Raw genomic sequence first — 24,301 nt, 5'->3', positions numbered from 1 at the left:
GTCAGTGCCGTCTCGCGAACACGCGCCGAGCGGCATCGGCGGGGATGCGCGCAGCGCCGAAATAATCGATGCCGTCGACGAGGAACGAATGGATGTACTTCAGCAGCCGCTCGCGGTCGAATTCCCTGTAAAAGCAGCGGCCGAGCGACACCACGCGCTTGCCGTACAGCATCGCCTCGAGCCCGACGGTCGAGTTGATCGTCACGACCGCATACGCGTGCCGCAGCAGGTCGGTGGTCGGCGACGTAACGATCTCGAAGTGATACGACTGCTGCAGGCGCACGATCGCATCGATCTCCGCTGCATCAGTCTCGGCCGGATGCAGTTTCACGAACAGGTCGGCGCTCTCGTTCGCTGCGAACTCGAACGCGTGACGGATCGCGTCGAGATTGCCAACGTCCGAGTGCAGCTTGATCTGCGTATCGCCGGACACCTGCAGCGGCAGGAATACATAGCGACAGGTCGCCAGCGTGTCGGCCGACATGCAGGTGGCCTCGCGCGGTGCCGGCATCCCGTTGCGCGCGCGCACACTCGTCACACGCCGGCGCGCGACGCCGCGGCTGAGCGCCTTCAGCACGTAGTTCGTGGCGGACATGGCCTTGCGTGCCATTGACGTGCGCGCCTGCGGCAGCGGCATCTGCTTGTAGCGTTCATACGCGGACAGCCAGCGCGCATGCGTGTCCTCGTCGGGCAGCGCAAGCCGGTCGATGACTTCGGGGTTGCGGCTGATCGTCGACAACGCATTGACGCCCAGCGGATCGACGAACAGCTTGCCCGGCAGGTTCGAGATTTCGATGAAACGAGTCGCGACGCCACGCACCGTGCACGCCTGCCGTACCGCGCGACACACCAGCTGCTGCCCGTTCCACATCACGCACTCCTCGACCCGCAGGTCCCGTAGCACTTCCGACGCGATATGGAAAATCGCCGCCGACTCGCGCTTCGCCCGCGCGTCGGTCATCTGCCCGTTCAGCACTTCGATCGACAGGTGGTACGGCGTGCAGTCGACCGCCTGGCCGTCGGCCACGTCGATCGGCATCAGGCGGTTCAGATACACCGACCGATAGCCGTTCAACAGCAGGCCGAGATGCGCAACCGGTTCGCTCGTCAGGAACGCGAACTCGTATTCGTGGCGCACGGCGTTCACGAGGCGTTTGGCGAAGTAGTAGCGCTCGAGGGAGTCGATGACTATCAGGATCATGGTGTACTCGTTCGTCGTATCGGCGATCTCATGCGAGCGCCCTGTATCGGGACACGCTCGTGCGGAGGACCCGATACGTGAGGGCGATGCCGCCCGCCATCAGCACTGCGCCGGTCAGCGAAAACACCTGCACGCTCGTCGCGGCCGACAGGTTCGTCAGCCGCGCGATGCCGAGCGCGCCGGCAAGACATGCACCGCAGGTCAGCTGAAACAGGAAGTCGATGCGCTGCGCGCGCGTGGCCAGGAAGATTTGCGACAGCGGCACGTAGATCAGCTGCAGCGCGAATAGCGGCATCAGGCTGTGATAGAACCCGACCGAGCCGCGCCAGCTTTCCCCGAAGAACAGGTCGACGAGCGGCGCGAACAGCACCACTCCGCCAGCCAGGTAGACGGCCGCGAGCACCGTCAGCGCGCGGGCGTAGGTCCGGTATACGCGCGGCACCATCGTGCCCGCATCCGATCGCGCCATCGCACCGATCGCATCGCGACGGAACACGCCGCCGACGCTCTGTGCGATCAGCGACACCGGAAAGAATCCGAGCCGGTACGCGGCCGCGAAGTAACCGGCGCTCTGCGCATCGAACCAATGCGGAATCGCGATCGACAGCGCGTAGGTCAGCACCGACGCGCACAGCGTCGACGGCAGGATATACAGCGCGAAACGGCGGTTCCTGACGAAAAATCCGTACGACAGCCGGAACGGATACCCGGCCCGGTATCCTGAAGCCAGGATCGCCATCGCCATCGCGAACGACACCGCCGCGGTCGCCCATGTGTACAACGCGAACACGTCGACCTGTGCGCACACGGCGCACGCAAGCGACAGCACGAGGCCCGTGAGGAACGCGCCGTTGACCACCACGCGCGACAGCGCGATCCACCCGTAGCGCCGGAGACTGTTCAGATACGCCCCGGCGGCCAGTTGCACGAACGTTGCCAGCGCATACACGGCGACGAGATGCAGGTCGCCGCGACCCACGATTGCGAGAAGCGCCGCGAAGCCGGAGACGACGACCATGCTCAGCGCGGTCACGTTGACGAACGCGTTGAACGACTCGGCCGGCGCATCGTCGACGCACGCGAGTTCGTAGCGAAACGCGAGCAGCGTACCGGCGAAGGTCGCGAGCGCGAGCAGATAATTGAAGTGGCCGAGCGACTCCGGGCCGAACCGCCGTCCGATCACAAAGATGCACACGAACAGCGCAATCTGCCCGACCACGACACCGGCGAGCGACACGATCGAATCCCGCGGGTTGATCATCTCGCCTCCGCGCGCGGTGGGCGACCGGATGCGCGGGCCGGCCCGCTGGTGGCGGCGCTGCGCGCATCACGCATCCTGCGCTCCGTATTCGTACGCGACGTAGCGATAACCGCCGTACTTCGACCCGTACCCATACTGTCCGAGCCGCGGATTGACGCCGTTGAAGATCACGCCGTTCAGACGAACACCGTTCTGTGCGAAGCGCTTCGCGGATTCGCCGATCTCGCCGAGCTTCGTCTTGCCCGCCATCGTGACTAGCAGCGCGGTGCCGGCGAACGCGCCGAGAATGCCGGTATCGGGCACGGCCAGCACCGGCGCCGAGTCGATCACGACGATGTCGTAACGCGACGACAGATCGGCGACCAGCGTTGCGAGATTGCGGTTCAGCAGCAATTCGGCGGGGTTCTTCGGCATCGTGCCGGTCGAAATGAAGTCGAGACCGTCGACAACCTCGCGGTGAATCACGTCGTCCACGCGCGCGGCGCCGGCGATCAGTTCCGTGAAGCCGCGGCCGCGCGGGACGCCGAGATAGTCGTGCAGCCGGCCCTTGCGAATGTCGCCGTCGATCAGCAGCACGCGCTTGCCGGCGCTCGCCATCACGACCGCGAGGTTCGACGACAGGAAGGTCTTGCCGACGCCGGGCGCAGGCCCTGCAATCAGCACGACGTTGTTCTTGGCCTCGAGCATCGCGAACTGCAGCGCGGTACGCAAACTGCGCAGGCATTCGACCGCAGGCTCGTTCGGGAAGTCGATCGACAGGATCGACTTGTGACCGCGCTTGCGCGCAGCCTCCTCGGCCAGCTCTCGCTGATGGTCGCTGATCGGCACCGTCGCGTATACCGCGAGGCCGAGACGGCGCTCGATCTCGTTGTGGTCCGAGATGCCGTGGAACAGCATCGAGCGGACGATCGCGGTGCCGCAGCCGGCAAGCAGCCCAAGCAGCAGCGACGCCAGCGCGACGAGCATCTTCTTCGGCCGCACCGCCACTTCCGGCACCGCCGCGGTATCGACGAGACGCACATTGCCGACCTTGCCGGCCTGCACGAGCTGCAGCTGCTGCATGTTGTTCAGCAGCGCGGTGTAGAGGTCGGTGTTGACCTTCACGTCGAGCATCAGCCGCACGGCTTCCTGCTGCAGGTCAGGCAGCCGTCGGATCTGCTGCTCGGCCGTGTTCCGATAGCCGTTCAGCGCGGCGATCTGCTCGTCGATCACCGCCACGCTCGGGTGCCGTTCGGTGAAGCGCGACATCAGTTCCTGGCGCTTCTGCTGCAGTTCGAGCAGGCGCGTCTTCGCGTCGGCCGTCTGCGCCAGCGCGAGCTTCGCTTCCTCGGTCAGATCAACCGTGCCGCGCTCGTTGCGCAGTTTCGTCAGGCGCGCCTCGGAATCGGTCAGCTGCTGCTTGAGTTGCGGCAGTTGCGCAGTCAGGAATTCCAGCGACTGCGCGGCTTCCGCCGATTTCCGCTCGATGTTCTGCCGCACGTACTGACGGCCGATCTCGTTCATCGTGTCGCTGACCCATTTCGGATCGGTGTCCTGCAGGCTGGCGACGACGACGTCCGACTGCTTCACGCGCTCCTGCACGTTGAGGCGGTCGCGGATGTCCTCGATCGTCTTCAGCCGCGAGCTGCGCACCAGTATGAATGCGGCACCGGGCTTTGCGGTGATCGACGCAACCTGCAGCGTGATCGGGCCGCGCCGCGAATGGAAACGCTCGAGCGTGCCGACGGTACCCTCGACCGGCGCATCGAGATCGCCGCCTTCGAGCCGATAGCGCTTGCCGCCGAGGCTCGTCAGCGTGAACGAATCGCCTTCGTTCTTGCGCGGCACGTCGAAACGCGGCACGTCGATGCGCTCGCGGGCCCATGCGTAGCCGCCGAAGCCGGCCAGGCCCGGATCGGACAGCCCGTCGCTATGGCGTGCGATCCAGTCACCGATCAACGGAAAGCGCTTCGGCTGCGCGTCGATGAACAGGTTGAGCTTGTCGACCGCGCGCTCGACGACGAGGCGCGACGCGAGGATCTGCTGTTCGGCCGCAGCCGAAGACTTGACGTCGAACAGCGCCGACACGTCGCCGAGCAACGACTTGGCGGCCGACGTATCGGGACTGTCCTCGACCTGGACCATGATGTTCGCTTCGAACACGGGCTTGCCGAGAATCGCATAGGCGAGGCCGGCGGCAAGCAGCACGCAGGTGATGGCCGCAATCAGCCAGCGGCTTTCCAGCAGGATGTCGAGGACCGCGACGAAGTCGGTCTCGCTGCCGTCTTCGACGGGTTGCTGCGGCGGGGCGGAAGGTTGGGTCATGGCAACGGTAGGAGGCGTATTGGGTTCCAGTGGGGCATCGACCTGCGGCCGCGTCAGACGATACGCAGGCGCTTCGACCACTCGGACACGCCGAGTTCGATCAGGCGCGCGCAGCGTTCGAACACGAATCGCGGCTGGCGATAAGGGTCGTGCACGTCGAAATCCGTGTACTCGCCGAGACGGAACACGCGTCCCCGCACGAACGGGAACTGGTTCTCGAGCGACGTGCGCTGGCGACGGTCCATCACGAGGATCAGGTCGGCGTCGATACACAGCGCGCGGCCGATCTGCTGCGCGCGATGTGTCGACACGTCGAAGCCGCGCATCTGCATCACCTCACGCGCATACGGCGCTGCCGGCATGCCAACCAGCGCGTTCAGCCCCGCCGACGCGACGCGCCTCCCCGGCATGGCCTGACGCAGCATCGCTTCGGCCATCGGGCTGCGGCAGATATTGCCCTCGCAGACGATCAGGATCGATTCCATCATTTGGTCGCTATCGCTGCGGTCAAGCCGGCGTTGATGGCCGGCAGCAACAGGCTGAGCACGCGGCTGAAGCGCACGAGCCCGTTGCCGTCGACGTACACGACGTCCTTCGGTTTCAGCTGGAACTGGTTCGCCAGCACCATTGCGACCGGCGAGCGCGCATCGAGGTGATAGACCTGCGGCCGCTCGTCCTGCATGCCGCGCACCACGTACAGCTGCGCGGCATCGGCCGTGTTCGCGTTCAGGCTGCCGGCCTGCGCGATCGCCTCGCTCAACGTCAGTCGGCCGTTTCGCATCGGCAGCGCGGTGACGGGCTTGTTGACCTCGCCCATCACGAACACGCCGCTCTCGTCGCGCGGCAGCACGCGTACGAGATCGCCATTGCGCAGCACGATCTTCGACGGGTTGCGCCCCTGTTCGGCCATCTCGGTCAGGTCGATCCGGCGCTCGACGCCGTCGCGCACCAGTACGATGCGGCTCTGGTCGGCCGACGCGGAAAAGCCGCCGGCCCGCCCGATCGCGTCGTACAGCGTCATTGGAATGTCGTTCACGGATTGCGAGCCCGGCGTATGAACTTCGCCCTCGATATACACCTGCTTCGCACGGAAAGACGCGATGCGCACCGTCACTTGCGGATTCCTGAACGTCTTGTCGAGACGGCGCGTGAGCTGTGTCTGCACCTGCTCGGCCGTCAGCCCGGCCACCGGCAAGCGGCCCGCGAACGGAAACTGCAGCGTGCCGTCCTGATCGACGACGAAGCCCGGCGGCGCATCCGCAGCGCGCAGCGCTGCCTGCGCGGGTGCGCCGAGTGCGGCGGCCAGTTCGGGGTGGTCCCAGACGGTGATCTGCAGCACGTCGCCGCGGCCGATGGTGTACGCGTCGGGCGCCGACACGATATCGCGCGCGTCGCCGCGCGTACTGCGTTCGGTGTCGCGCAGGCGCCGGATCAACGCCACGTCGATGTTCGTGACCGGCACCGGCAGCACCGCGCTTTCGGCCGGCGTGGCGCCGCTTTGCAGCGGAATCGATGCCGGCTGCTGCATGCGCATGCCCGGTGCGATGCCGCATGCGCCGAGCAACGCACACAGTGGCAGGATCATCACGAGCGGACCGACACGCGATGGTCGACGCGGCGCGCACGCGCGCGCCGACTCCATTTGACGCAACCTCTGCATTACAACCTCGCACTTTTTTAATTTGAAATTGCGCCGGTCGCCCCGCGTCGTGTCGACCGCGAGTACAGCACCCCTGTCGAGACCGGACATGCTTGCTGCCACTGCCTGCTGCTGAACACCGTGTTGCCCGCTGTCGCCCCGCGTTGCCGCCGCACGTTGCGGCGTGCTCGCTTGCGGCTGCGGACTAATACGCGCCCGAACCGCGCACCACCACGTTGATCGTCCGGAACAGGATCCCGATATCGCGGCGCAGCGACCATTCGCGCACGTAGCGCACATCGAGCGCCACGCGTGTCGAATAGTCGGTGTCGTTGCGGCCGCTGACCTGCCAGAGGCCCGTCATGCCGGGTTTCGCCATCAGGTAGTAGCGCACGTCGGTGCCGTAGCGCTCGAGTTCGGCCTCGACGATCGGACGCGGCCCGACCAGGCTCATGTCGCCCTTCAGCACGTTGAGCAGCTGCGGCAGCTCGTCGAGACTCGTCTTGCGAAGCAGGCGGCCGATCGGCGTGATACGCACGTCGTTCTTCAGCTTGAATTCGCGATCCCATTCCGCGCGGGCATCGGCATCGCGTTCGAGCAACGCCTTGAGCACCGCATCGGCGTTCGTCACCATCGAGCGGAATTTCAGGCACTTGAACCGCCGGCCGTCGCGGCCGACGCGCTCGTGCCCGAAGATCGCCGGACCGCCGTCGCGCCGCACGGTCCATGCGATGCCCAGCAATACCGGCGCGAGCATGACGGTCAGCAACGATGCGCCGACCAGGTCGAAGCTGCGCTTGACCATTCGCTTGATCCGACTGACCGTACGGTGGCCGCGCAGATCCGCGTGCGCGATGGCCGCCGCGCGCACCTGGCCGCCAGCCCGCTCGAGCATTCCGAAGATCGCGAGCGTCAGTGCTCGGAACGCAATCAGGCCGGTCCCGCTCGCAAGCGTCCAGTACACGAACCACTCGCTCGACAGCACATGCGCGCGATGCAGCACGTACAGCAGCGCGGTGCTCATCCCCTGCACGACGATCCACGCGAGCACCGTGCGGCCGAGCACGTGGAGCGCCGAGCGCGTGCGCGCCGCGTCGTAGATGCCGCACGCCGGAAAGACCGACAGTGCGAGCGCGGCGGCAAACGCGACGAGCGCTCCGTCGAACAGGGTTCCGCGCGCACCGCCGGTGGCACCGATCAGCGCGGGAATGAACGCGCCCAGCACGATCAGCCCGATATCGGTCGCTCGATTGATCAACGAATCCATTGGTATGAACTCCTAATTCATCGTCCAACATCCGGTCGCGGTGCAGCGGTGCATCACGCCAATGCGGGTCCGCGCGGCGGACTTGTTGCGATACCGTTTCTTCAACGTTTCCGCAGCGCATCATATTCGTCCCGACTCGCGCTTTTATCGCCGACGTCCGAATTCGACTTGTTGATGGCGGAACGCATCAAGCCCGATTTCGCGTGAAAATTATTCAATCTATTTCGTGAATCTGGCGATGCGCGTTTCATGCACGCACAACCAGCACAAGCGACGATTTCCGATCGGATTTCAATCGCGTACGCGACACGTCGCTGCATATCGGCATGCGACTCGGCGCGCCCGCCGCTGCTCGCGCATCGCGCCGCCGGTGCATCGCGCGGCGCAGCGGCAGGCTGCAGGCGAGCATCGGCCGACCGACGGGCCGGATGCTCGCTCAATGAATAAAAAGGCCTGCACGGTGTGCTCACGGCAACACGGCAGGCAAAATTCCGAGGAGTGCCGGGGTGCCGCCTCCTCGAAAGGCCAGTCGACAACTTAATCGGGAGAAGCGTGTCTGGAGCGGCCTGTGTCGGACCGCACCACGATTGTGGCCGAATCCGCCTTCGTCGCAAGAATCACGATTTATATCCGGAATTATCGAAGCCCGAATAACGACATCGTCATTCTGACGAAACATCGACACCAGGAATATCGATTCGAATTCGCGCAATGCGATTGCGCCACATCGGCCAACGGCAAATGGCAGCAGGCGTCGAATCGCAATCGTCGTCTACGATGGTGCGCGGCTCATCCAGTCGCCAAGATTCGACCCGTAGAGCAGGTCCGTCGATGCGTCGCCGCCCTTGCGTGCGGCCGCGCGATATTCGGTCGGCGACGTCTGCAGGTGCTGACGAAACAGTTTCGCCATCCGGTCGCCGCTGCCGAGGCCCGTGCGTCGCGCAACCTTGTCCGCCGGAAGGTCGGTCTCGATCAGCATGCGGCATGCCTTCTCAAGGCGGATTTTCAACACGAACTCGGTTGGCGTGACGCCGATCTCGTTCTTGAAACGCCGCAGAAAATTGCGTTCGCTCATCGCGGCGGCCTGCGCTGCATCCGCGATCGAAATCCGGTTCTCGCTGTTCACGCGCAGATGGTGCGCAGCCATCCGGATCAACGCGCTCGCGCGTGCGACACGTGCGCCGAACAGCACGTCGGTCAGCTTGCGGTTCGCACCGGACACCATGCACATCACGATTTCCTGCGCGATTTCATACCCCATGTCTACACGGACGATCGACAACGCGTCGGAAAACGGCCCGTCGTCTTCGTCGGCGGCCGGCCCGTCGTCGTCGCGGCCGTCGGACGGCACACCGCCGACGTCGATCGGCGCCGCCGCTTTTTCTGCCACCTTCTGGGTCAGACGAATCTGCGTCAGCAATTTGCGGCCGCCCTGACTGCCGCGCACGACGCGCGCGCGCTGATGCGCATGCCGGAGCCAGCCGATCAGCTGCTCGTCGAGCGCGTCGATCCCGTCCTGACCGCTGAGCACGAACATCGCATGCACCGTGCTTGCTTCGAGTGTGCGGGCCGCTTCCGTCCAGATGCCGACACCCGACGACGAACGGACGGGGCCGCCATGCACGGAATACAACCGCAATTCGTAGCGATCGGTGAAGGCGCCATCGGCCCGTCCGAGCTGATTCGCGAGTTCGAAAACAGCAGCCAGCTTGCCCATCTGCATGATGGAGAAACCCTCGAGCAACAGTACGATTACGCTTGCTCGTTGATGCCCGTTGCCGGCGCTTCTACCACGATTCACGCTTAACCCCGTCGAGGAATGATTCGACACTGTTTGCATCTTTGCGGCCCTTTAACAATTTCTTACATTTGTTGTTTTCTGCGCCGCATCATAGGGGCGACCCTTGCCCGCCGATTTCCCAATGTCTGTTTTCGCCGTGTTGTTGTCGGAATCCATCAAGCCGATGGTATGGCACTATTTACTGAGATTCGTCACATTCGTGCGAAATACATTCATGCAGATTTGCAAATAATTGACGCGCGTCAACACCCCGCAATTTGAATCGGGATAAAAGCGGGCAGCCTATCTCCAGAGGAATGAAGAGAAGCCGAGCCCGGTTGAATGAGCCGTCTATTCCGGCTGGCACTGCCGAAGCGGACGAAGGGACAGCATGGCGACGACAATGCGTGGACACGCCCGAGTGTCATTTCAAGGATTCGTGATCGGTACCGCTCTCGTTGGAGTGCGCCGACTGATGAAGGACGCGCGCGGCAACACGCGCTGGCCGCCCGTCCGGCGCTTACCGGGCAGCCATGCCGCTCAACTGTGCATTTCGGCTGAATGTTTTCTCGAGGCCGAATACCGCTCGCTTTAAACCACACGCAGCCGGCTGTCGACCGAATTGAGCGACCGCGATCCCGGATCACCGAATGCGAATCGGCGACACCTTGTTTGCATCGTACACGCTTCGATTTCAGGCAAACGCCCGATACGGGAATTTTGGCCGGACATTATGGGAAATTCGGCCAATGTGTCGCTTCGTATCGACAATGCAATACCGGTGTCATCGCCGATTCTTTCCGATATAGCGCCGCGCAAACGTTGTACCGAAACGAACTTACCCATGAACGAATACACGGGATTACTCAGCATTACCCTGGATTACCAACGCACGCGTAAGCGCAGCGAATCCGCCGTCATTTGCCGACGGCCGGACGCGCATTCGTCATAGCAGAGTGCGTGCGGCATGCACTGAAGCGGAACCGCATCCCGATCTAATCGTTTTCATGACCGTTGTGCTTCGGTCGAGTGGGGAAGTGGTGCGGACACGGAGATGCGCGACGCGGTATCCCGATGCGCCACGCATATATCGAACAGACGTTTGAATGGAAACGCGGTTTCAGGCGGTCGGCAGTGGCGCTCAATGCCCGATCGAATTGGCGACACTGCGAAATACCAGCGGCCGCTCGTCCTGCCGCGCCGGCCGCCGGGCAAACTGCACCGCCTGCTCGACCCGTCCGTGGTGCGGCGACTTCGCGCAGACCGGATCGGCCTCCGCCGGATCTCCCGCCAGCATGTAGGCCTGGCACCGGCATCCGCCATGATCCGCATGGCGCTCGTCGCAGGTGCGGCACGGGTCGCGCATCCAGCCGTCGCCGCGAAACGCGTTGAACGCGTCGCTTTCGTACCAGATGTCCTTGAGCGACCGGTCGCGCACGTTCGGCAACGCGAGACCCGGCAGCGAGCGCGCGGCATGGCATGGCAGCGCCGTGCCGTCCGGTGCGACGCCGAGGAACACCGAGCCCCACCCGTTCATGCATGCCTTCGGGCGCTGCTCGAAGTAGTCGGGCACGACGAACAGGATCTTGCATCGCTCGCCGACGAGCTTCCGGTAGCGGTTGACCGTTTCCTCCGCTTCGCGCAACTGCTCGGCGGTCGGCATCAGCTGGTCGCGATTGAGCATCGCCCAGCCGTAGTACTGCGTGTTGGCGAGCTCGAGAAAATCGGCGCCGAGATCGAGCGCCATCTCGATGATTTGCGCGACGTGCGGCAGGTTGTAGCGATGCAGCACGCAGTTCAGCACCATCGGGTAGCCGTGCGACTTGATCAGCCGGCCGACGCCCCGCTTCAGGTCGAACGTGCGCGTGCTCGTCAGGAAATCGTTCAGCTCGCGCGTCGAATCCTGCAGTGACAGCTGGATATGATCGAGCCCGGCAGCCTTGAGCCGGTCGATGCGCGCCGCATTCAGGCCGACGCCCGACGTGATCAGGTTGGTATAGAAGCCGAGCAACCGCGCATGCTGGACCAGCACTTCGAGATCGCCGCGCTGCAGCGGCTCGCCGCCGGAAAAACCGATCTGCGCAGCGCCGAGTGCGCGCGCGTCGCTGATCACCGTGCGCCACGCGTCGGTATCGAGTTCGGGGCCGTGCGTCGCGAAGTCGACCGGGTTGTAGCAGAACGCACAGTGCAGCGGGCACCGGTACGTGAGCTCGGCGAGCAGCCACAGCGGCGCGGACGGCCGGTTCGGAGGAGGGGTCATGTCCATGTCAGTCCAGCCAGCCGCGCAGTCGCGCATGATCGAGAAAGCGGTAGACGTCCGACGCCAGATCCGACGTGCTGAACAGCTGCTCGAGCTCGTCGATGATGTCGTCGAGCTCGCGCGTGCCGTCGCAGCGCGCGAGGATCTCGCCCGCGCTCGGGTTGAGCCGGACCATCCCCTCCGGATACAGCAGCACGTATGCATCCTGGGCCGCCTCCCACTGCAGGCGGTACATGCCCCTCAGCGAGGGGCGCAGCGGCACGCCGCTGACGGCGTCGTTGGTGTTCATGCGGGGTACGCCTTTTCAATCGCATCGAGGATCGACCACAGCACATCCAGCTTGAACGACAGGATGTCGAGCGCGCGCCGTTGCGCGTCCGGTGTCGTGAAGTGGCGCAGCGTGACCGCGAGCCCGTGCTCGACGTCGCGCTGCGCGAGCGGCACGCGGCTGCGGAAATACTGCAGCCCTTCCGCTTCGATCCACGGATAGTGCGACGGCCAGCCCGCCAGCCGGTCGAGGTGGATCTGCGGCGCGAACATCTCGGTCAGCGACGAGCACACGGCTTCGTGCCACGGCGCGCGCCGCGCGAAATTGACGTACGCGTCGACGGCGAACCGCACGCCGGGCAGCACGTGCTCGAGCGACCACAATTGCGCGCGCTCGATCCCGACCGCTTCGCCGAGCCGCGCCCACGCTTCGATTCCGCCTTCCTGCTCGCCGTGCCCGTCATGGTCGAGAATGCGCTCGACCCACAACCGGCGCGTGTCGCGATCCGGGCAATTGGACAGGATCGCCGCGTCCTTCAGCGGAATGCTGACCTGATAGTAGAAGCGGTTCGCGACCCAGCCGCGGATCTGCGCCGGCGAACACGCGCCGGCGTTCAGGCGCCGGTTGAACGGATGATGAATGTGGTAGCGCGATTCGAGCGCGCGCAGGCGCGCCTCGAATTCCTCGGCGCTCCAGGGCGTCGCGTGCAGCGCCGCGGCGGGAGTCGGTGCGTTCATGGGTCAAACCTCGAATTGCATGCCGTCGTGGGCGACCTCGATCCCGTGCTCGCGCAACTTCGCACGTTGCACGGAGCCCGGGTCGAGTATCGGATTCGTATTGTTGATATGCGTAAGGACCTTGCGCGTGCGCGCGGGCAACAGCCGAAGCCGGTCGATCATCCCCGGCCGCGCCGCATCGCCGCACTGCGCGAGATGACCCATGTCGGCCGCATGCTTCGACGACAGGCCGAGATCGATCATCTCCGTGCCGGTCCAGAACGTCCCGTCGACCAGCACGAGATCGGCGTCGCGCAGCGCGGCACGCACGCCGTCGTCCACATCGGCGAGACCCGGTGCATAGAGCGCATATCGGCCGGTTTTCAGATCCTCGATGAGGAGTGCGATGTTGTCGCCGGGCACGCTTGCATCGCGGCGCGGCGAATAAGGCGGCGGCTTGCTGTCGACCGGCACGGCGGTGAAGCGCAGGCCGGCGGCACCCGGAATCGCGAACGGTTCGCCCGGCACGATCGCGTGCACGTCGACACCGCAGTAGTGGCCGAGCAGCGGCACGATCGGCAAGCCGGTCGACAGATCGTCGAGCACCGGCGCGCTCGCATACAGCGGCAGCGGCACCGTACGCTCGCGCAGCATCAGCAGGCCCGTCACGTGATCGATCTGCGCGTCGCACAGCACGACGGCGACGATCGCGCTGTCGCGGATCGCACGGGCCGGCTGCAGGTCGGGCGCGGCGCGCAGCTGCGCGAGGATGTCCGGCGACGCGTTCACCAGCACCCAGTCGATGCCGTTGCCGCTGACCGCGATCGACGACTGCGTGCGCGGCACGATGCCGTCGGTGCCGGCCCGCGCACGGCGGCAGTTGCCGCAGTTGCAGTTCCATTGCGGCAGCCCGCCGCCGGCGCCCGAGCCGAGTATCTTGATCTTCATCTGCGTGTGCTCCCGGTACCGCCCGCATCGTGTCCGTCGATGCGGGCGGCACTGCGCGCGTCGATCAGCGGTTGGCGATGTACATCGTGATTTCGAAGCCGAAACGCAGGTCGGTATAGGCCGGGGTGGTCCACTGCATGATGTGTCTCCTTGTTGAGTTGGTGAGTCGAAACAACCGCATCGATCGAGCGGCCGATACTCATTCAGCAAGGAGCGTGCCGGGCAGAGTCTTGCGTCGTGCCGCGGCGTGCGCACGCATGCGGCAGCCGCCGGGTGCGCACGACCCCGGCATCCTTACGATTTCAATACGAATACATTTCGGAAACCATCGAGCGATGGTGCGCGGCGTGCGCCGCTGGTTGAGCAAGTGTTGAATCCGTGAACACCGGGTGTTGCAACCTGACACACCCGTGTGACACTCGCGCCCGCCGTCACTGTTCGCCGGGCTCCTGCGGATCCGTTCCGGCGGCCGGCATCTTGCGATAGATCGTATTGCGCGACACGCCGAGCGCGCGCGCGGCAGCCGACACGTTGCCGCCGTGACGCGCGAGCGCGGCCGCGATCGCGGACGCCGCCACGTCCTGCAGCCGTGCGTCGCAAGCGGCCGGCATCGCGGCGAACGCAGCGGGTTCCGCGGCAACGGCAGCCGCAGCCTGCACCGGCGCCGGCGACACACAATCGCGCTGCGCCGTCTCCGCACTGTCGCGTCGCACGTCGTCGAAGAAATCGTCCGGCAAATGCTCGCAGCGGATCTCGCAGTCGTCGTCGACCATCGCGGCCGCGGTGCGCAGCAGGTTCGCGAGCTGCCGGAAGTTGCCCGGCCACGCGCAGCGCTCAAACAGCGCCATCACGTCGGGCGCGACGCTCAGCGGCCGGCGGCCGGGCCCCGACAGCGTCTCCCGCTGCAGCATTTTCTGGACGACCACCGCGAGGTCCGTGCGGTCGCGCAGCGGCGGCAGGCGCACGACGAGGCCGTTTAGCCGGTAGTACAGATCCTCGCGGAAACGGTTCTGCGCAATCATGTCGCGCAGGTCGCGGTGCGTCGCGCAGATGATCGCGATGTCGACGCCGATCGCCTTCGTCGAGCCGAGCGGATTGACGATGCGCTCCTGCAGCACGCGCAGCAGCCGCACCTGCAGCGGATACGGCATGTCGCCGATCTCGTCGAGAAACAGCGTGCCGCCGTTCGCCTGCAGCAGCTTGCCGGTGGCGCCCTTGCGGCGTGCCCCGGTAAACGCACCCTCCTCGTAGCCGAACAGCTCGGATTCGATCAGCGTCTCCGGAATCGACGCGCAGTTGACGGCGACGAACGGACCGTCGCGCCGCGGCGAGTCGTTGTGGATCGCCTGCGCGAGCAGCTCCTTGCCGGTGCCGGTCTCGCCGGTGATCAGCACCGGGATGTCCTTGCCGATCACCTTGCGGACTTTCGCGATCACCGCCGCGACTTGCGGATCGCCGGTGTCCAGATAGCTGAGCCGCGACAGACTCGCCGCGCCCTGCGCCGCGGGCGGACGCGCGGCCGGCGCGGCGCCGTCGTGCACTTCGGCGGGCCGGCTGCCCTCGGCCCGTAATGCGCGCCGAAACTGCACGCGCGCACAGACCACCGCGCCGTTGCCGAGATTCAGCGACACGTGCGGCTCGGTGCTCGCGCGCATCCGGTCGATCAGCTGCGCGCTCGTCACGTCGAACAGCGACGCGAGCGTATGCGCGCGCAGCGCGGCAAGCGGCATCCCGAGCTGGAACTGCGCGCTGCGGTTCGCCGACAGGAAGCGGCCGTCGGCCGTGAACGCGACGATCCCTTCCATCAACGTGCCGAGGAATTCCGGGCGGCCGTGGAACGACACCTGCAGCGTCTCCTGGAACGTCGTCGTGAACAGGTGGTTCTCGATCATCTGCACCGACATCTTCGCGAGCGCCATCGTGTGCTGGTGATAGCTGCGGTGGTCGCCGGTCACGTCGAGCACGCCGATCGCGTCGCCGTACGGATCGAGAATCGGCACGCTCGAGCAGGTCAGGAAATGATTCGCGGCCAGGAAGTGCTGGTCGCCGTGCACGACCATCGGGCACAGCTCCGCGAGCGCGGTGCCGATCGCGTTGGTGCCCTGCCGGTTCTCCGCCCAGTTCGCGCCGGGGCGCAGCGCGACGCGTTCCGCGCGCCGCAGGAAGTCGTCGTCGCCGATCGAATGCAGGATCAGCCCTTCCGCATCGGTCAGCACGATCATGCTCTGCGTGTTGACGATCTGCTCGTGCAACGTCTCCATCACCGGCATCGCGTGCACGCACAGCACGCGGTTCTGTTCGCGCTTGAGCGCCAGCGCGGCGCCGGACAGCAGGTCGTAATCGGGCCGTGCCGACGCCTGCAGGCCGAACGTCTCGGACCGCTCATGGGACTTCTGGATCGTCGGCGTCGGCCAGCCGGGCGCATGCGTGGCCCGTGCGTTGGCCGTCGGATGAACGTCATCGCGCATTGTCTCCTCCGGGGATCCTTCCGGTCGGTGCCGGACTCTTTGCCGTAGATGCAAGCAAACATCGGGCCACGACATCATCTGCGCTCCGCGTTGCTGGGCCACGGCGCTGCTCGGTCCGACGTGAAAGCAAAATGCAAGAATGACGCCGGGATACGCGCGGCGCAGCGCTGCGCGGCCCGAGCATGGCGAACGTGATAGCGTAAATCGCGCACGTGCCGCCACCCGGACGAATCCCTATCTTCACCGCGGGCGCGGTTCTGGCTTCATACGTTTCGTTGCGCCGGCGGCCGCATTGCGCGGAGCCGCTGCCTTTCTCACCACGCCCGACCGACATGACGCAATCGCCCCGCCGCTCCACCCTGCTCGCGCGCCGCCTGTCCCGCGATGCGTGCACGATCGCATGGACCGAAGCCGGCAACCCGCTCGGCGAGCCAGTGGTCGTGCTGCACGGCGGGCCCGGCAGCGGGAGCCGCCCGGCGGTCCTGCATCTGTTCGACCTGACGCGCATGCGCGTCGTGCTGGTCGACCAGCGCGGTGCGGGTGCGTCGACGCCGCGCGGCGGCCTGCGTCACAACGACACGATGCGGCTCGTCGGCGACCTCGATGCGCTGCGCGCGCAACTCGGCATCGCACGCTGGGGCGTCGTCGGCGGGTCATGGGGTGCGGCGCTCGCGCTCGCGTATGCGGGCCAGCATCCGTCGCGCGTGACCGGCGTCGTGCTGCGCGGCTTGTTCCTCACGTCGTCGCGCGAAGTGCGCGGCCTGTTCGTCGGCGCGCGTGCGCGGGCGCCGCGCGAATGGCGGCACCTGACCGCTGCCGCCGGCACGGCGAGTGGCCAGCGCCTGATCGCGAGTTGCGCGCGGCGTCTCCAGCCCGGCGCCGGCGCAGCGCGGCAACGCGCGATCGCGCTCGCGTGGAATGCGTATGAAGATGCGATCCTCACCGGGCGGCCCGCACGCGGTGCGCGGCCGACGCAACCTGCGATCGATCGCCTGATCGACAAATACCGGATTCAGGCGCACTACCTGCAGCACCACTGCTGGCTCGGCGAGCGCAGGCTGCTCGCGCTCGCACGACAGGCCGCACAAGCCGGCGTGCCGATCCATGCGGTGCACGGCACGCGCGATCGCGTATGCCCGGTCGACAACGTCGCTCGGCTCGCGCGCGCGGTGCCGGCCGCGATCGTCGAACGCGTGCCGGCCGGGCATCTCGCGAGCGCCAATGCGCTCGCGCGCGGCGTCGCGCGGGCAGTGCGCAATCTGTTCGCCGCCACGGCAGCCGACGCTGCGCCGCACACCGAGTCGCCCGCTCAGTCCCACCCATAGCGCGCGCCGACCCACGCGCCGCGCGGCGCGCCGGGGCCGACGAACTGTTCGTCGGCCGGATGGAGTCCGTCGAATGAATGATGCGGACCGTTGAACACGTTCCGGCCGAGCATCCCTAAGCTCGCATAGCGCGTGTCGAGCAGGTTCGTGACCGACGCGAACAGTTGCAGGTGCTTCGTCGCCTGCCACGTCGTGTCGAGAGCGAGCAGAGAATAGCCGGGCACCTTGCCGTTCGCGTCCCGGTTGTTCTCGTCGCCACGCGCGAACACGCCGCCGCGATACGTGACGTGGGTACCGACGTTCCGCGCCGTGCTGTCGTCGACTGGCTCCGCCTGCGCCGACGCCGGCATCAGCCAGCCGCCCAGCAAGCCGCCGAAGCACAGCGTGACGCCCGCGCGCCGCGCGGCGAAGCAGCGCTTCGGCGCGTCGGATCCAATCATCTCCGTGTCTCCTCCAGCCTTCCATTTATGTCGTTGTCCATAACGATGCAGCGACGGAAGCGCTGCTGCATCGATCGACCCGGTTCGGTCGGCGGACAACATCGGATGTCGGCGGAACGTCCACCGTGTTGTCGCGCCGTGCGTCGACATCGGCAAGAAGCATGCCGATCTGCGACCGGCCCGGCGGAGGTTGACTGCCGCTACCGCTCAGTTCAGCGCAGCACCACGCGACGTTGTTGCGGTTCGTGCCAACGCTGTTGCACCTGTGTCAATTTGGATCAGTGCCGCGGTGTTCACGCCGTCGCGGTGCGACACCGGCCACCGATGACGCACACATCGGCGCGGCGCGACATCGGGCGCACAGGGCTCGAAATGCGGTCGACCGGCCGCCGGCAATCACCCGCGCTCCGACAAGCCCCCCCGCACCGGCGCCGACAACACCGAAACGAACGCGCCGCCGCCGGCACCGCCAGCGACGCACTGTCATGTTTCGCAACACTCGGGCAACGGCTGTCCCCGAACGCAACACACGCGGATCAGCGGCGCTGTACCACGCGCGTCGCCGCAACGCGCTCGATCGGCCGCTCGGCCTTGTGCGGCAACGCTCGCCGCGCAATGGCATGCGATTTGCGTAACTGGCTGCGCACTGAACCCGGAACCCCACCCAGCCGGCCTGGCCGGATGTTGGCCGCGGTGCGACCACAATGACTCAGGAGACAACCATGAAAAAACTCTCGGCTTCGACGAGCCGACTGGCAATGATCGGCATCGCGGCGGCAGCTGCGGTCGTCTTGAATCCCGGCCTCGTGGATGCTGCCGCGGATTACCCGGCCGTCACGTACCAGCGTCTCACCGATGCGCAGCGCGATCCGGGCTGGCTCACCTACTACCGCACGTACAACGGCCAGGCACATTCGCCGCTCAAGCAGATCGACCCGTCGAACGTGAAGCAGCTCACGCAGGCGTGGAGCTACAAGTTTCCGGCCGAGCTGAAGCAGGGCTTCGAAGCGACGCCGATCGTCAACGGCCGCTACCTGTTCGTGACCACGCCGAAGGACAACGTGTACGCGTTCGACGCGGCCACCGGCGCGCAGCTGTGGAAGTACGAGCCGAAGCTCGGCGCTGAATCGTTCAAGACGGCCTGCTGCGACGTCGTGAACCGCGGCGTCGCGCTGTACGGCAAGAACGTCTACGTCGCGATGCTGAGCGGCGAAGTGGCCGCGCTCGACGCGCAGACCGGCGCACTCGTGTGGAAGAAACAGATGTTCGAGCCGGGGCTCGGCTACGCGTTCTCGCTCGCGCCGCTCGCGATCGACGGCGCGATCGTGGTCGGCAGCTCGGGCGGCGAATACGGTGCACGCGGCTTCATCGCGGCCCTCAGCCCGAATGACGGCTCGGTTCTGTGGAAGCGCTTCACGATCCCCGGCCAGGGCGAGAAGCACGCCGATACGTGGCCGGACGGCATGCAGGCGCACGGCGGCGCACCGGCGTGGCTCACCGGCACCTACGACGCGGCAACCCGCACGCTGTACTGGGGCGTCGGCAACCCGGGGCCGTGGCTCGCGGATCTGCGCCCGGGCGACAACCTGTACTCCGATTCGCTGCTCGCGCTGGACCCGAAGAACGGCGAGCTGAAGTGGCACTACCAGTACACGAAGCACGACACCTGGGACTATGACGGCGTCAACACGCCGGTGCTCGCGACGATCAAGTACAAGGGCAAGGAGCACGACGCGATCATCCACGCGGACCGCAACGGTTACTTCCACGCGATCGACCGCGACACCGGCAAGCTGATCTACGCGGAGCCGTTCGTGAAGGCGACGTCGGTCACCGGCTACACGGAAGACGGCGCGCCGATCCAGGATCCCGCGAAGTATCCGAAGGTCGGCACGACGATCGACACGTGCCCGAGCTTCCTCGGCGGCAAGAACTGGTGGTCGGTGTCGTACGACCCCGAGCGCCATCTCGCGATCGTGCCGTCGCTGCATGCGTGCATGAGCCTGTCGGGCAAGTCGGTCAACTACATGGAAGGGCTGCCGTATCTCGGCGAAGGCTTCGAGATCAAGCCGGAGCCGGGCAGCGAAGGCTACGGCGAACTGCAGGCGATCGACGTGAACACCGGCAAGAAGGTGTGGAGCCACTGGAGCAAGCTGCCGTGGAACGGCGGCGTCGCGACGACCGCGAGCGGCCTCGCGTTCAGCGGCTCGCTCGACGGCCACCTGTACGCGTTCGACGTGTCGACCGGCAAGGTGCTGTGGGAAAGCCCGAAGCTCGCGAGCGGGATCATCGCGCAGCCGTCCGTGTTTGAAGTCGACGGCAAGGAGTACGTAGCGGTGCTGGCCGGCTACGGCGGTGCGAACCCGATCTGGGGCGGCCCGATGGCGAAGGCGGCGGACGACGTGCCGCGCGGCGGCACGCTGTACGTGTTCGCCCTCAACCGCGGCTGATCGTTCTCCGTCCAGCCGCACGACGCCCGCGCCGCCCGCGCGGGCGCCCTCCTCTGATTATTTTTTCAACCGAGCGTCCGATCATGAACATTCGATATTCCCGCGTCGCAGCGGCCTGTGCGCTCGCGGCAGGCACGGCGCTGACCCCGGCGCTGTCCACGGCCGCGACGCCGGTGCGCGTCTGCTCGCTGCCCGGTACGCCGACGGCCGCGCTCGACAAGGCCGTCGCCCGCGACGTGTTCCGCACGGCCGGCATCGCCGCAACCTTTTCCGCGCATGACGCCGGCGGCAGCGACGACGACGGCGTGTCCGCACACGAACTCGCCGGCATCCTCGACCGCGACTGCGACGTGCTCGCCGGCTTTCCGCGCTCGGCCATCGCCGACGCGTCCGATACGAAGCTGCTGTTCTCGCAAGGCTACCTGCGCTCGGGCTACGTGAGCGTCACGCGTCGCGATGCCGGCACGCCGGCGACCGGCCGCGAAATCGTCGCGGCCACCTACGCGAGCCCCGCGCAACTGATCGCGGTCCAGCAGAAGGATGCGCGCTTCGATCTCGAGAACACGTCCGCGCAAACGGTCGACGCGGTCGCCCGCGGCCGCGCGCATCGCGCGATCGTCTGGTATCCGGCCGTCGTCGCGTACCAGGCCGCGCATCCGAAGCAGGCGTTCCGCATCGGCGCGACGTCGTCGCCGTATGCGGACTGGCAGCTCACGTTCGCGTTCGCGCCACGCTCGGCCGCGTTGCAGCAGCGTATCGACGCAGCGCTCACGCAAATGAAGAACGACGGCCGGCTCGCCGCGCTGACTCGCAAGTGGGCGCTGCCCGGCAGCGCGCTCGAAGCGCGCGAGTCGCACGGATCGCGCATGCCGGCACGCTTCCTCGACGGTGCGATGGCGGCCGGAAGCCGCACGACAGGCGGCCTGCTGCACGCGCGCAACCTGCCTGCCGGCGGCGGCTTCATCCGGGTCGCCGCGGGCGCCGGCGAAGCTGCGCCCGCATTCGATGCCGCACAAGCCGCGCATGGCAAGCAGATCTACGGCTCCGCGTGCGCGAAATGCCACGGCGCCGACCTCGAAGGCAACACCGCGCCCGCGTTGAGCGGCCCGTCGTTCGCGCCGCTGTCGCATTCGCACCTGACGATCGGCGGCGTGTTCGGCTACATGGCGACCAACATGCCGGCGGACCAGCCCGGCAAGCTCAAGGACGACGAATACGCGGACCTGATGGCGTTCCTGCTCGCGTCGAACGGCTATGTCGCGAGCAAGACGAAGCTGACGGCCGATGCCGCGCGCGCGTCGACGGCACCGCTCGTCGTCGGCCCGGCCGGACACAAGGACGCGAGCCAGTAACACCGGGCCAAGCGGCTTCGCGATACGACGCGGGCCGCGCCCTTCCCCACGATTTCATCTTCACCAGGAAACGACCGTGACGCACCCGACCTCCCGCAGAACCTTCCTCATCCAGTCCATCGGCCTGTGCGCGACGCTCGCTGCGGCGCGTACCGCATTCGCCGCGCCGCCGCTCGTCGACGAGAACGACGCCGCCGCGAAGACGCTCGGCTACCGCGCTCGCGCGTCGAGCGTCGACGCCGCGCAGTTCCCGAAATACCAGGCCGGCCAGCGCTGCTCGAACTGCCGCTTCTACAAGGGCGAAGCGGCGGATGCGAGCGGTACGTGTCCGATGTTCGGCGGCAAGTCGGTCGCGGCGGACGGCTGGTGCAACGTGTATGCGAAGCGCGCGTGACGCGGCGCTCGGCCGGGCGCCGGCGCGTTCGGCACCGGCCCCCACGGCAGGCGGCGACGACGGCGCGCTACCGCACGCCGTCGCGCATCTGCATGCGCTGATCGCGACGGGCCTGTCGCGCGGTTTCGTCACGCGCGGCGACATCATCGACGCGCTGCCCGACGACGACGCGAACGAAAGTGGCATCGATGCGGCTGGCGAGGTGCTCGGCGAATTGGGCATCGCCGTGTGCGACCGTGCCGATACCGCGAGCGGCTGGTCGCTCGATCGCTACTTCCGGCCGGCGCCGCCGGCGCGCGCGTGGGTCGACGGCGCCGGCGCGCTCGCCGCGGCCGACCTGCTCGCGCCGCGCACCACCGATCCGGTCCGGCTGTATCTGCGCGAAATGGGCATGACGCCGCTCCTCACGCGCGAGCAGGAATTCGCGTATGCGCGGCGGATCGAGCGTGGCCGCGCGGCTTCGGTCGCGGTGCTGTGCGGCGACCCCGATGCACTCGATGCGCTGATTGCGATCCGCACGGAGATCGCCGAGTGCCGGACCGCCGCGGCGACGTATGTGATCTTTCTCGCCGATGAAGCTGGCGATGATCGGCGGTCTGACAACGCAGAGGCAGACACAAAGGCTTCGCCGGCAGCCATCGCCGAACCCGCCTGCGACGACGACAGTGACAGCGACGCGGACACACGGCAAGACGATTCCACGTGGCGCGACGCGGTCGTGGCGCGGCTCGCCCGTCTCGACGCGCTCGCCGCGGGCATGCGGGCGGCGCTCGCGTGCGGCGGCACGGCGTCGGCCGCCTACCGCGCGCTCGTCCGCGACGCCGCGACGTTGCTCGGCACGCTGCACCTGTCCGCGCGCGCGCTCGAGCGGATGAGCGAACCGCTGCGCTCCCGCGCACGCCGGCATCGCATGCTGCGGGTCCGGCTCGCGCGCATGCTGGCCGACGCGGGCATCCCGTCGCCGTTCGCTCAGGCGGCCGACGACGATCACGCCCGCTGGCTCGTGTCATGCATCGCCGCGCATCCGGCCTGCGGGCCGATGCTGACGCGGCGTGCCGCCGAATTCGTCGACGCGCGCGACACGATCGTGCGCGACGCCCGCGCGTCGGCGCTTCCGCCCGACGCGACCGCCACGCTCGATGCGCGCCTCGCTGCGATCGACCGCGCGATGCAACCGGCCCGCACGGGGCTGTTCGATGCGAACCTGCGGCTCGTCGTGTCGATCGCGAAGCGCTATCCCGATCGCGGGCTGCCGTTCGCGGACCTGATCCAGGAAGGCAACATCGGGCTGTTGAAGGCCATCGAGCGCTACGATTACCGCCGCGGCTTCCGGTTCTCGACGTACGCAACGTGGTGGATCCGGCAGGCGATCACGCATGCGCTCGCCGATCTCGGCCGCACGATCCGCGTGCCGACGCACACGGTCGACGCACTCAACAAGCTTGCACGGGTCGCACGCGAACATCGGCAGCGCGCGGGGGCGGCTGCGACACCCGCGCAACTGGCCGCGCACATGGGCGAACCGGTCGACAAGGTGCGCGACCTGATGGCGATCGTGAAGGAGCCGGTGTCGGCCGATGTACCGGTCTCGCCGGAAGGCGACATGACGTTCGCCGACGTCGCGCCGGACCTGTCGTCGCCGTCGCCGGAAGAGGCGGCCGGCGCCACGCAATTGCGCAGAACGATCGCGGCCGCGCTCGACCGGCTGCCGTCGCGCGAAGCGACGGTCCTCCGCCTTCGCTACGGGTTGCATACGGACGAAGGCTGCTCGCTGCGCGACGTCGGCCGCCAGTTGAACCTGTCCGCGGAACGCGTGCGGCAGATCGAGGCATCGGCACTCGCGCGCCTGCGCGCATCCGATGCGCTCGGCGTGCTCCGGTCGTTCATCGCGTAACACGGCATACGACGCGCGCACACCGGCCGTCGTTCGCCGTGTTGACGGCTGCAACACCCGCTGCTGCATTTCGGCGCAACGCGCAGGTCCGCCAGAACCTCAACCGCGATGTTTCTGCATCCTTTGCAGTACGTATCGAAGGCGCGTAACCTCTTGACAACACGGCCGCATCAGATTCCTGCCGAATCCGGACCCGATTGGCATGCAAGTTGCGTTTCGACAGTCAGGCCACACCCCACGATTTCCATGGAGAACACCTTGACTGCCCTCGTATCGATCCTTCAGGAACGCCGAATCTTCGAACCGACGGCCGACACGCGCGAGCGCGCGACCC

Annotated in this window: 18 protein-coding genes and 1 pseudogene; 5 read left to right on the top strand and 14 right to left on the bottom strand. The window is 66.8% G+C overall.

The window, feature by feature from the left end:
• Window position 1 precedes the first annotated feature (1 nt).
• From Q3A80_RS22365 to Q3A80_RS22305, 13 genes are all read right to left on the bottom strand, one after another.
• Window positions 2-1,201, bottom strand: coding sequence for a capsular polysaccharide export protein, LipB/KpsS family (locus Q3A80_RS22365; protein ID WP_446331048.1), 1,200 nt, complete (start codon window positions 1,199-1,201; stop codon window positions 2-4).
• Between the two features lie 28 nt (window positions 1,202-1,229).
• On the bottom strand, window positions 1,230-2,462 hold the full coding sequence (locus Q3A80_RS22360; protein WP_446331047.1) for a lipopolysaccharide biosynthesis protein: 1,233 nt from the start codon (window positions 2,460-2,462) through the stop codon (window positions 1,230-1,232).
• A gap of 66 nt (window positions 2,463-2,528) precedes the next feature.
• On the bottom strand, window positions 2,529-4,766 hold the full coding sequence (locus Q3A80_RS22355; protein WP_446331046.1) for a polysaccharide biosynthesis tyrosine autokinase: 2,238 nt from the start codon (window positions 4,764-4,766) through the stop codon (window positions 2,529-2,531).
• A 53-nt stretch (window positions 4,767-4,819) separates the two neighbouring features.
• Entirely contained in the window at window positions 4,820-5,254 is a 435-nt protein-coding gene (locus Q3A80_RS22350; protein ID WP_446331045.1) for a low molecular weight protein-tyrosine-phosphatase, read from the bottom strand.
• Window positions 5,251-6,426, bottom strand: coding sequence for a polysaccharide biosynthesis/export family protein (locus Q3A80_RS22345; RefSeq protein ID WP_446331044.1), 1,176 nt, complete (start codon window positions 6,424-6,426; stop codon window positions 5,251-5,253). Before Q3A80_RS22345 ends, Q3A80_RS22350 begins: the two co-directional genes overlap by 4 nt.
• A 184-nt stretch (window positions 6,427-6,610) precedes the next feature.
• Window positions 6,611-7,672, bottom strand: a complete 1,062-nt coding sequence (locus tag Q3A80_RS22340) for a sugar transferase (RefSeq protein ID WP_446331043.1) — start codon at window positions 7,670-7,672, stop codon at window positions 6,611-6,613.
• A gap of 772 nt (window positions 7,673-8,444) precedes the next feature.
• Window positions 8,445-9,416, bottom strand: a complete 972-nt coding sequence (locus Q3A80_RS22335) for a helix-turn-helix domain-containing protein (protein ID WP_446331132.1) — start codon at window positions 9,414-9,416, stop codon at window positions 8,445-8,447.
• A 1,177-nt stretch (window positions 9,417-10,593) separates the two neighbouring features.
• Window positions 10,594-11,712, bottom strand: a complete 1,119-nt coding sequence (pqqE, locus tag Q3A80_RS22330) for a pyrroloquinoline quinone biosynthesis protein PqqE (protein WP_446331042.1) — start codon at window positions 11,710-11,712, stop codon at window positions 10,594-10,596.
• A 7-nt stretch (window positions 11,713-11,719) separates the two neighbouring features.
• Window positions 11,720-12,001, bottom strand: a complete 282-nt coding sequence (pqqD, locus tag Q3A80_RS22325; protein WP_446331041.1) for a pyrroloquinoline quinone biosynthesis peptide chaperone PqqD — start codon at window positions 11,999-12,001, stop codon at window positions 11,720-11,722.
• Window positions 11,998-12,717: a pyrroloquinoline-quinone synthase PqqC gene (gene pqqC, locus Q3A80_RS22320; protein WP_446331040.1), complete on the bottom strand. Its 720-nt coding sequence runs from the start codon at window positions 12,715-12,717 to the stop codon at window positions 11,998-12,000. The genes pqqD and pqqC overlap by 4 nt, the downstream gene beginning before the upstream one ends.
• 3 nt (window positions 12,718-12,720) lie before the next feature.
• On the bottom strand, window positions 12,721-13,644 hold the full coding sequence (gene pqqB, locus Q3A80_RS22315) for a pyrroloquinoline quinone biosynthesis protein PqqB (RefSeq protein ID WP_446331039.1): 924 nt from the start codon (window positions 13,642-13,644) through the stop codon (window positions 12,721-12,723).
• A 64-nt stretch (window positions 13,645-13,708) separates the two neighbouring features.
• Complete coding sequence (pqqA, locus tag Q3A80_RS22310) at window positions 13,709-13,783, bottom strand: pyrroloquinoline quinone precursor peptide PqqA (RefSeq protein ID WP_006410019.1); 75 nt, start codon at window positions 13,781-13,783, stop codon at window positions 13,709-13,711.
• A gap of 292 nt (window positions 13,784-14,075) precedes the next feature.
• Window positions 14,076-16,112, bottom strand: coding sequence for a sigma-54-dependent Fis family transcriptional regulator (locus Q3A80_RS22305; RefSeq protein ID WP_446331038.1), 2,037 nt, complete (start codon window positions 16,110-16,112; stop codon window positions 14,076-14,078).
• 332 nt (window positions 16,113-16,444) lie between these two features.
• On the opposite strand from Q3A80_RS22305, the gene Q3A80_RS22300 reads away from it, so the two are divergent.
• On the top strand, window positions 16,445-17,437 hold the full coding sequence (locus Q3A80_RS22300; protein WP_446331037.1) for an alpha/beta fold hydrolase: 993 nt from the start codon (window positions 16,445-16,447) through the stop codon (window positions 17,435-17,437).
• Here Q3A80_RS22300 and Q3A80_RS22295 read toward each other — a convergent pair.
• Window positions 17,422-17,739, bottom strand: a pseudogene (locus Q3A80_RS22295) (TonB-dependent receptor); the annotation flags it as partial. The gene Q3A80_RS22300 and the pseudogene Q3A80_RS22295 overlap by 16 nt on opposite strands.
• An 860-nt stretch (window positions 17,740-18,599) precedes the next feature.
• Between Q3A80_RS22295 and Q3A80_RS22290 the strand changes: the two are divergent.
• The 4 genes from Q3A80_RS22290 (at window position 18,600) to Q3A80_RS22275 (ending at window position 23,967) form a co-directional block, all read left to right on the top strand.
• Window positions 18,600-20,327: a methanol/ethanol family PQQ-dependent dehydrogenase gene (locus Q3A80_RS22290; RefSeq protein ID WP_446331036.1), complete on the top strand. Its 1,728-nt coding sequence runs from the start codon at window positions 18,600-18,602 to the stop codon at window positions 20,325-20,327.
• An 83-nt stretch (window positions 20,328-20,410) separates the two neighbouring features.
• Entirely contained in the window at window positions 20,411-21,679 is a 1,269-nt protein-coding gene (locus Q3A80_RS22285; protein WP_446331035.1) for a c-type cytochrome, read from the top strand.
• Window positions 21,680-21,755: 76 nt separating this feature from the next.
• A complete protein-coding gene (locus tag Q3A80_RS22280; RefSeq protein ID WP_446331034.1) occupies window positions 21,756-22,073 on the top strand; it encodes a high-potential iron-sulfur protein in 318 nt (105 codons plus the stop codon).
• On the top strand, window positions 22,057-23,967 hold the full coding sequence (locus tag Q3A80_RS22275) for a sigma-70 family RNA polymerase sigma factor (protein WP_446331033.1): 1,911 nt from the start codon (window positions 22,057-22,059) through the stop codon (window positions 23,965-23,967). The genes Q3A80_RS22280 and Q3A80_RS22275 overlap by 17 nt, the downstream gene beginning before the upstream one ends.
• The last annotated feature ends 334 nt before the right edge of the window (window positions 23,968-24,301 follow it).

The organism is Burkholderia sp. SR8 (assembly GCF_052851275.1).
The sequence above is the reverse complement of the archived record's forward strand: the minus strand, read 5'-3'. Positions and strand labels throughout refer to the sequence as shown.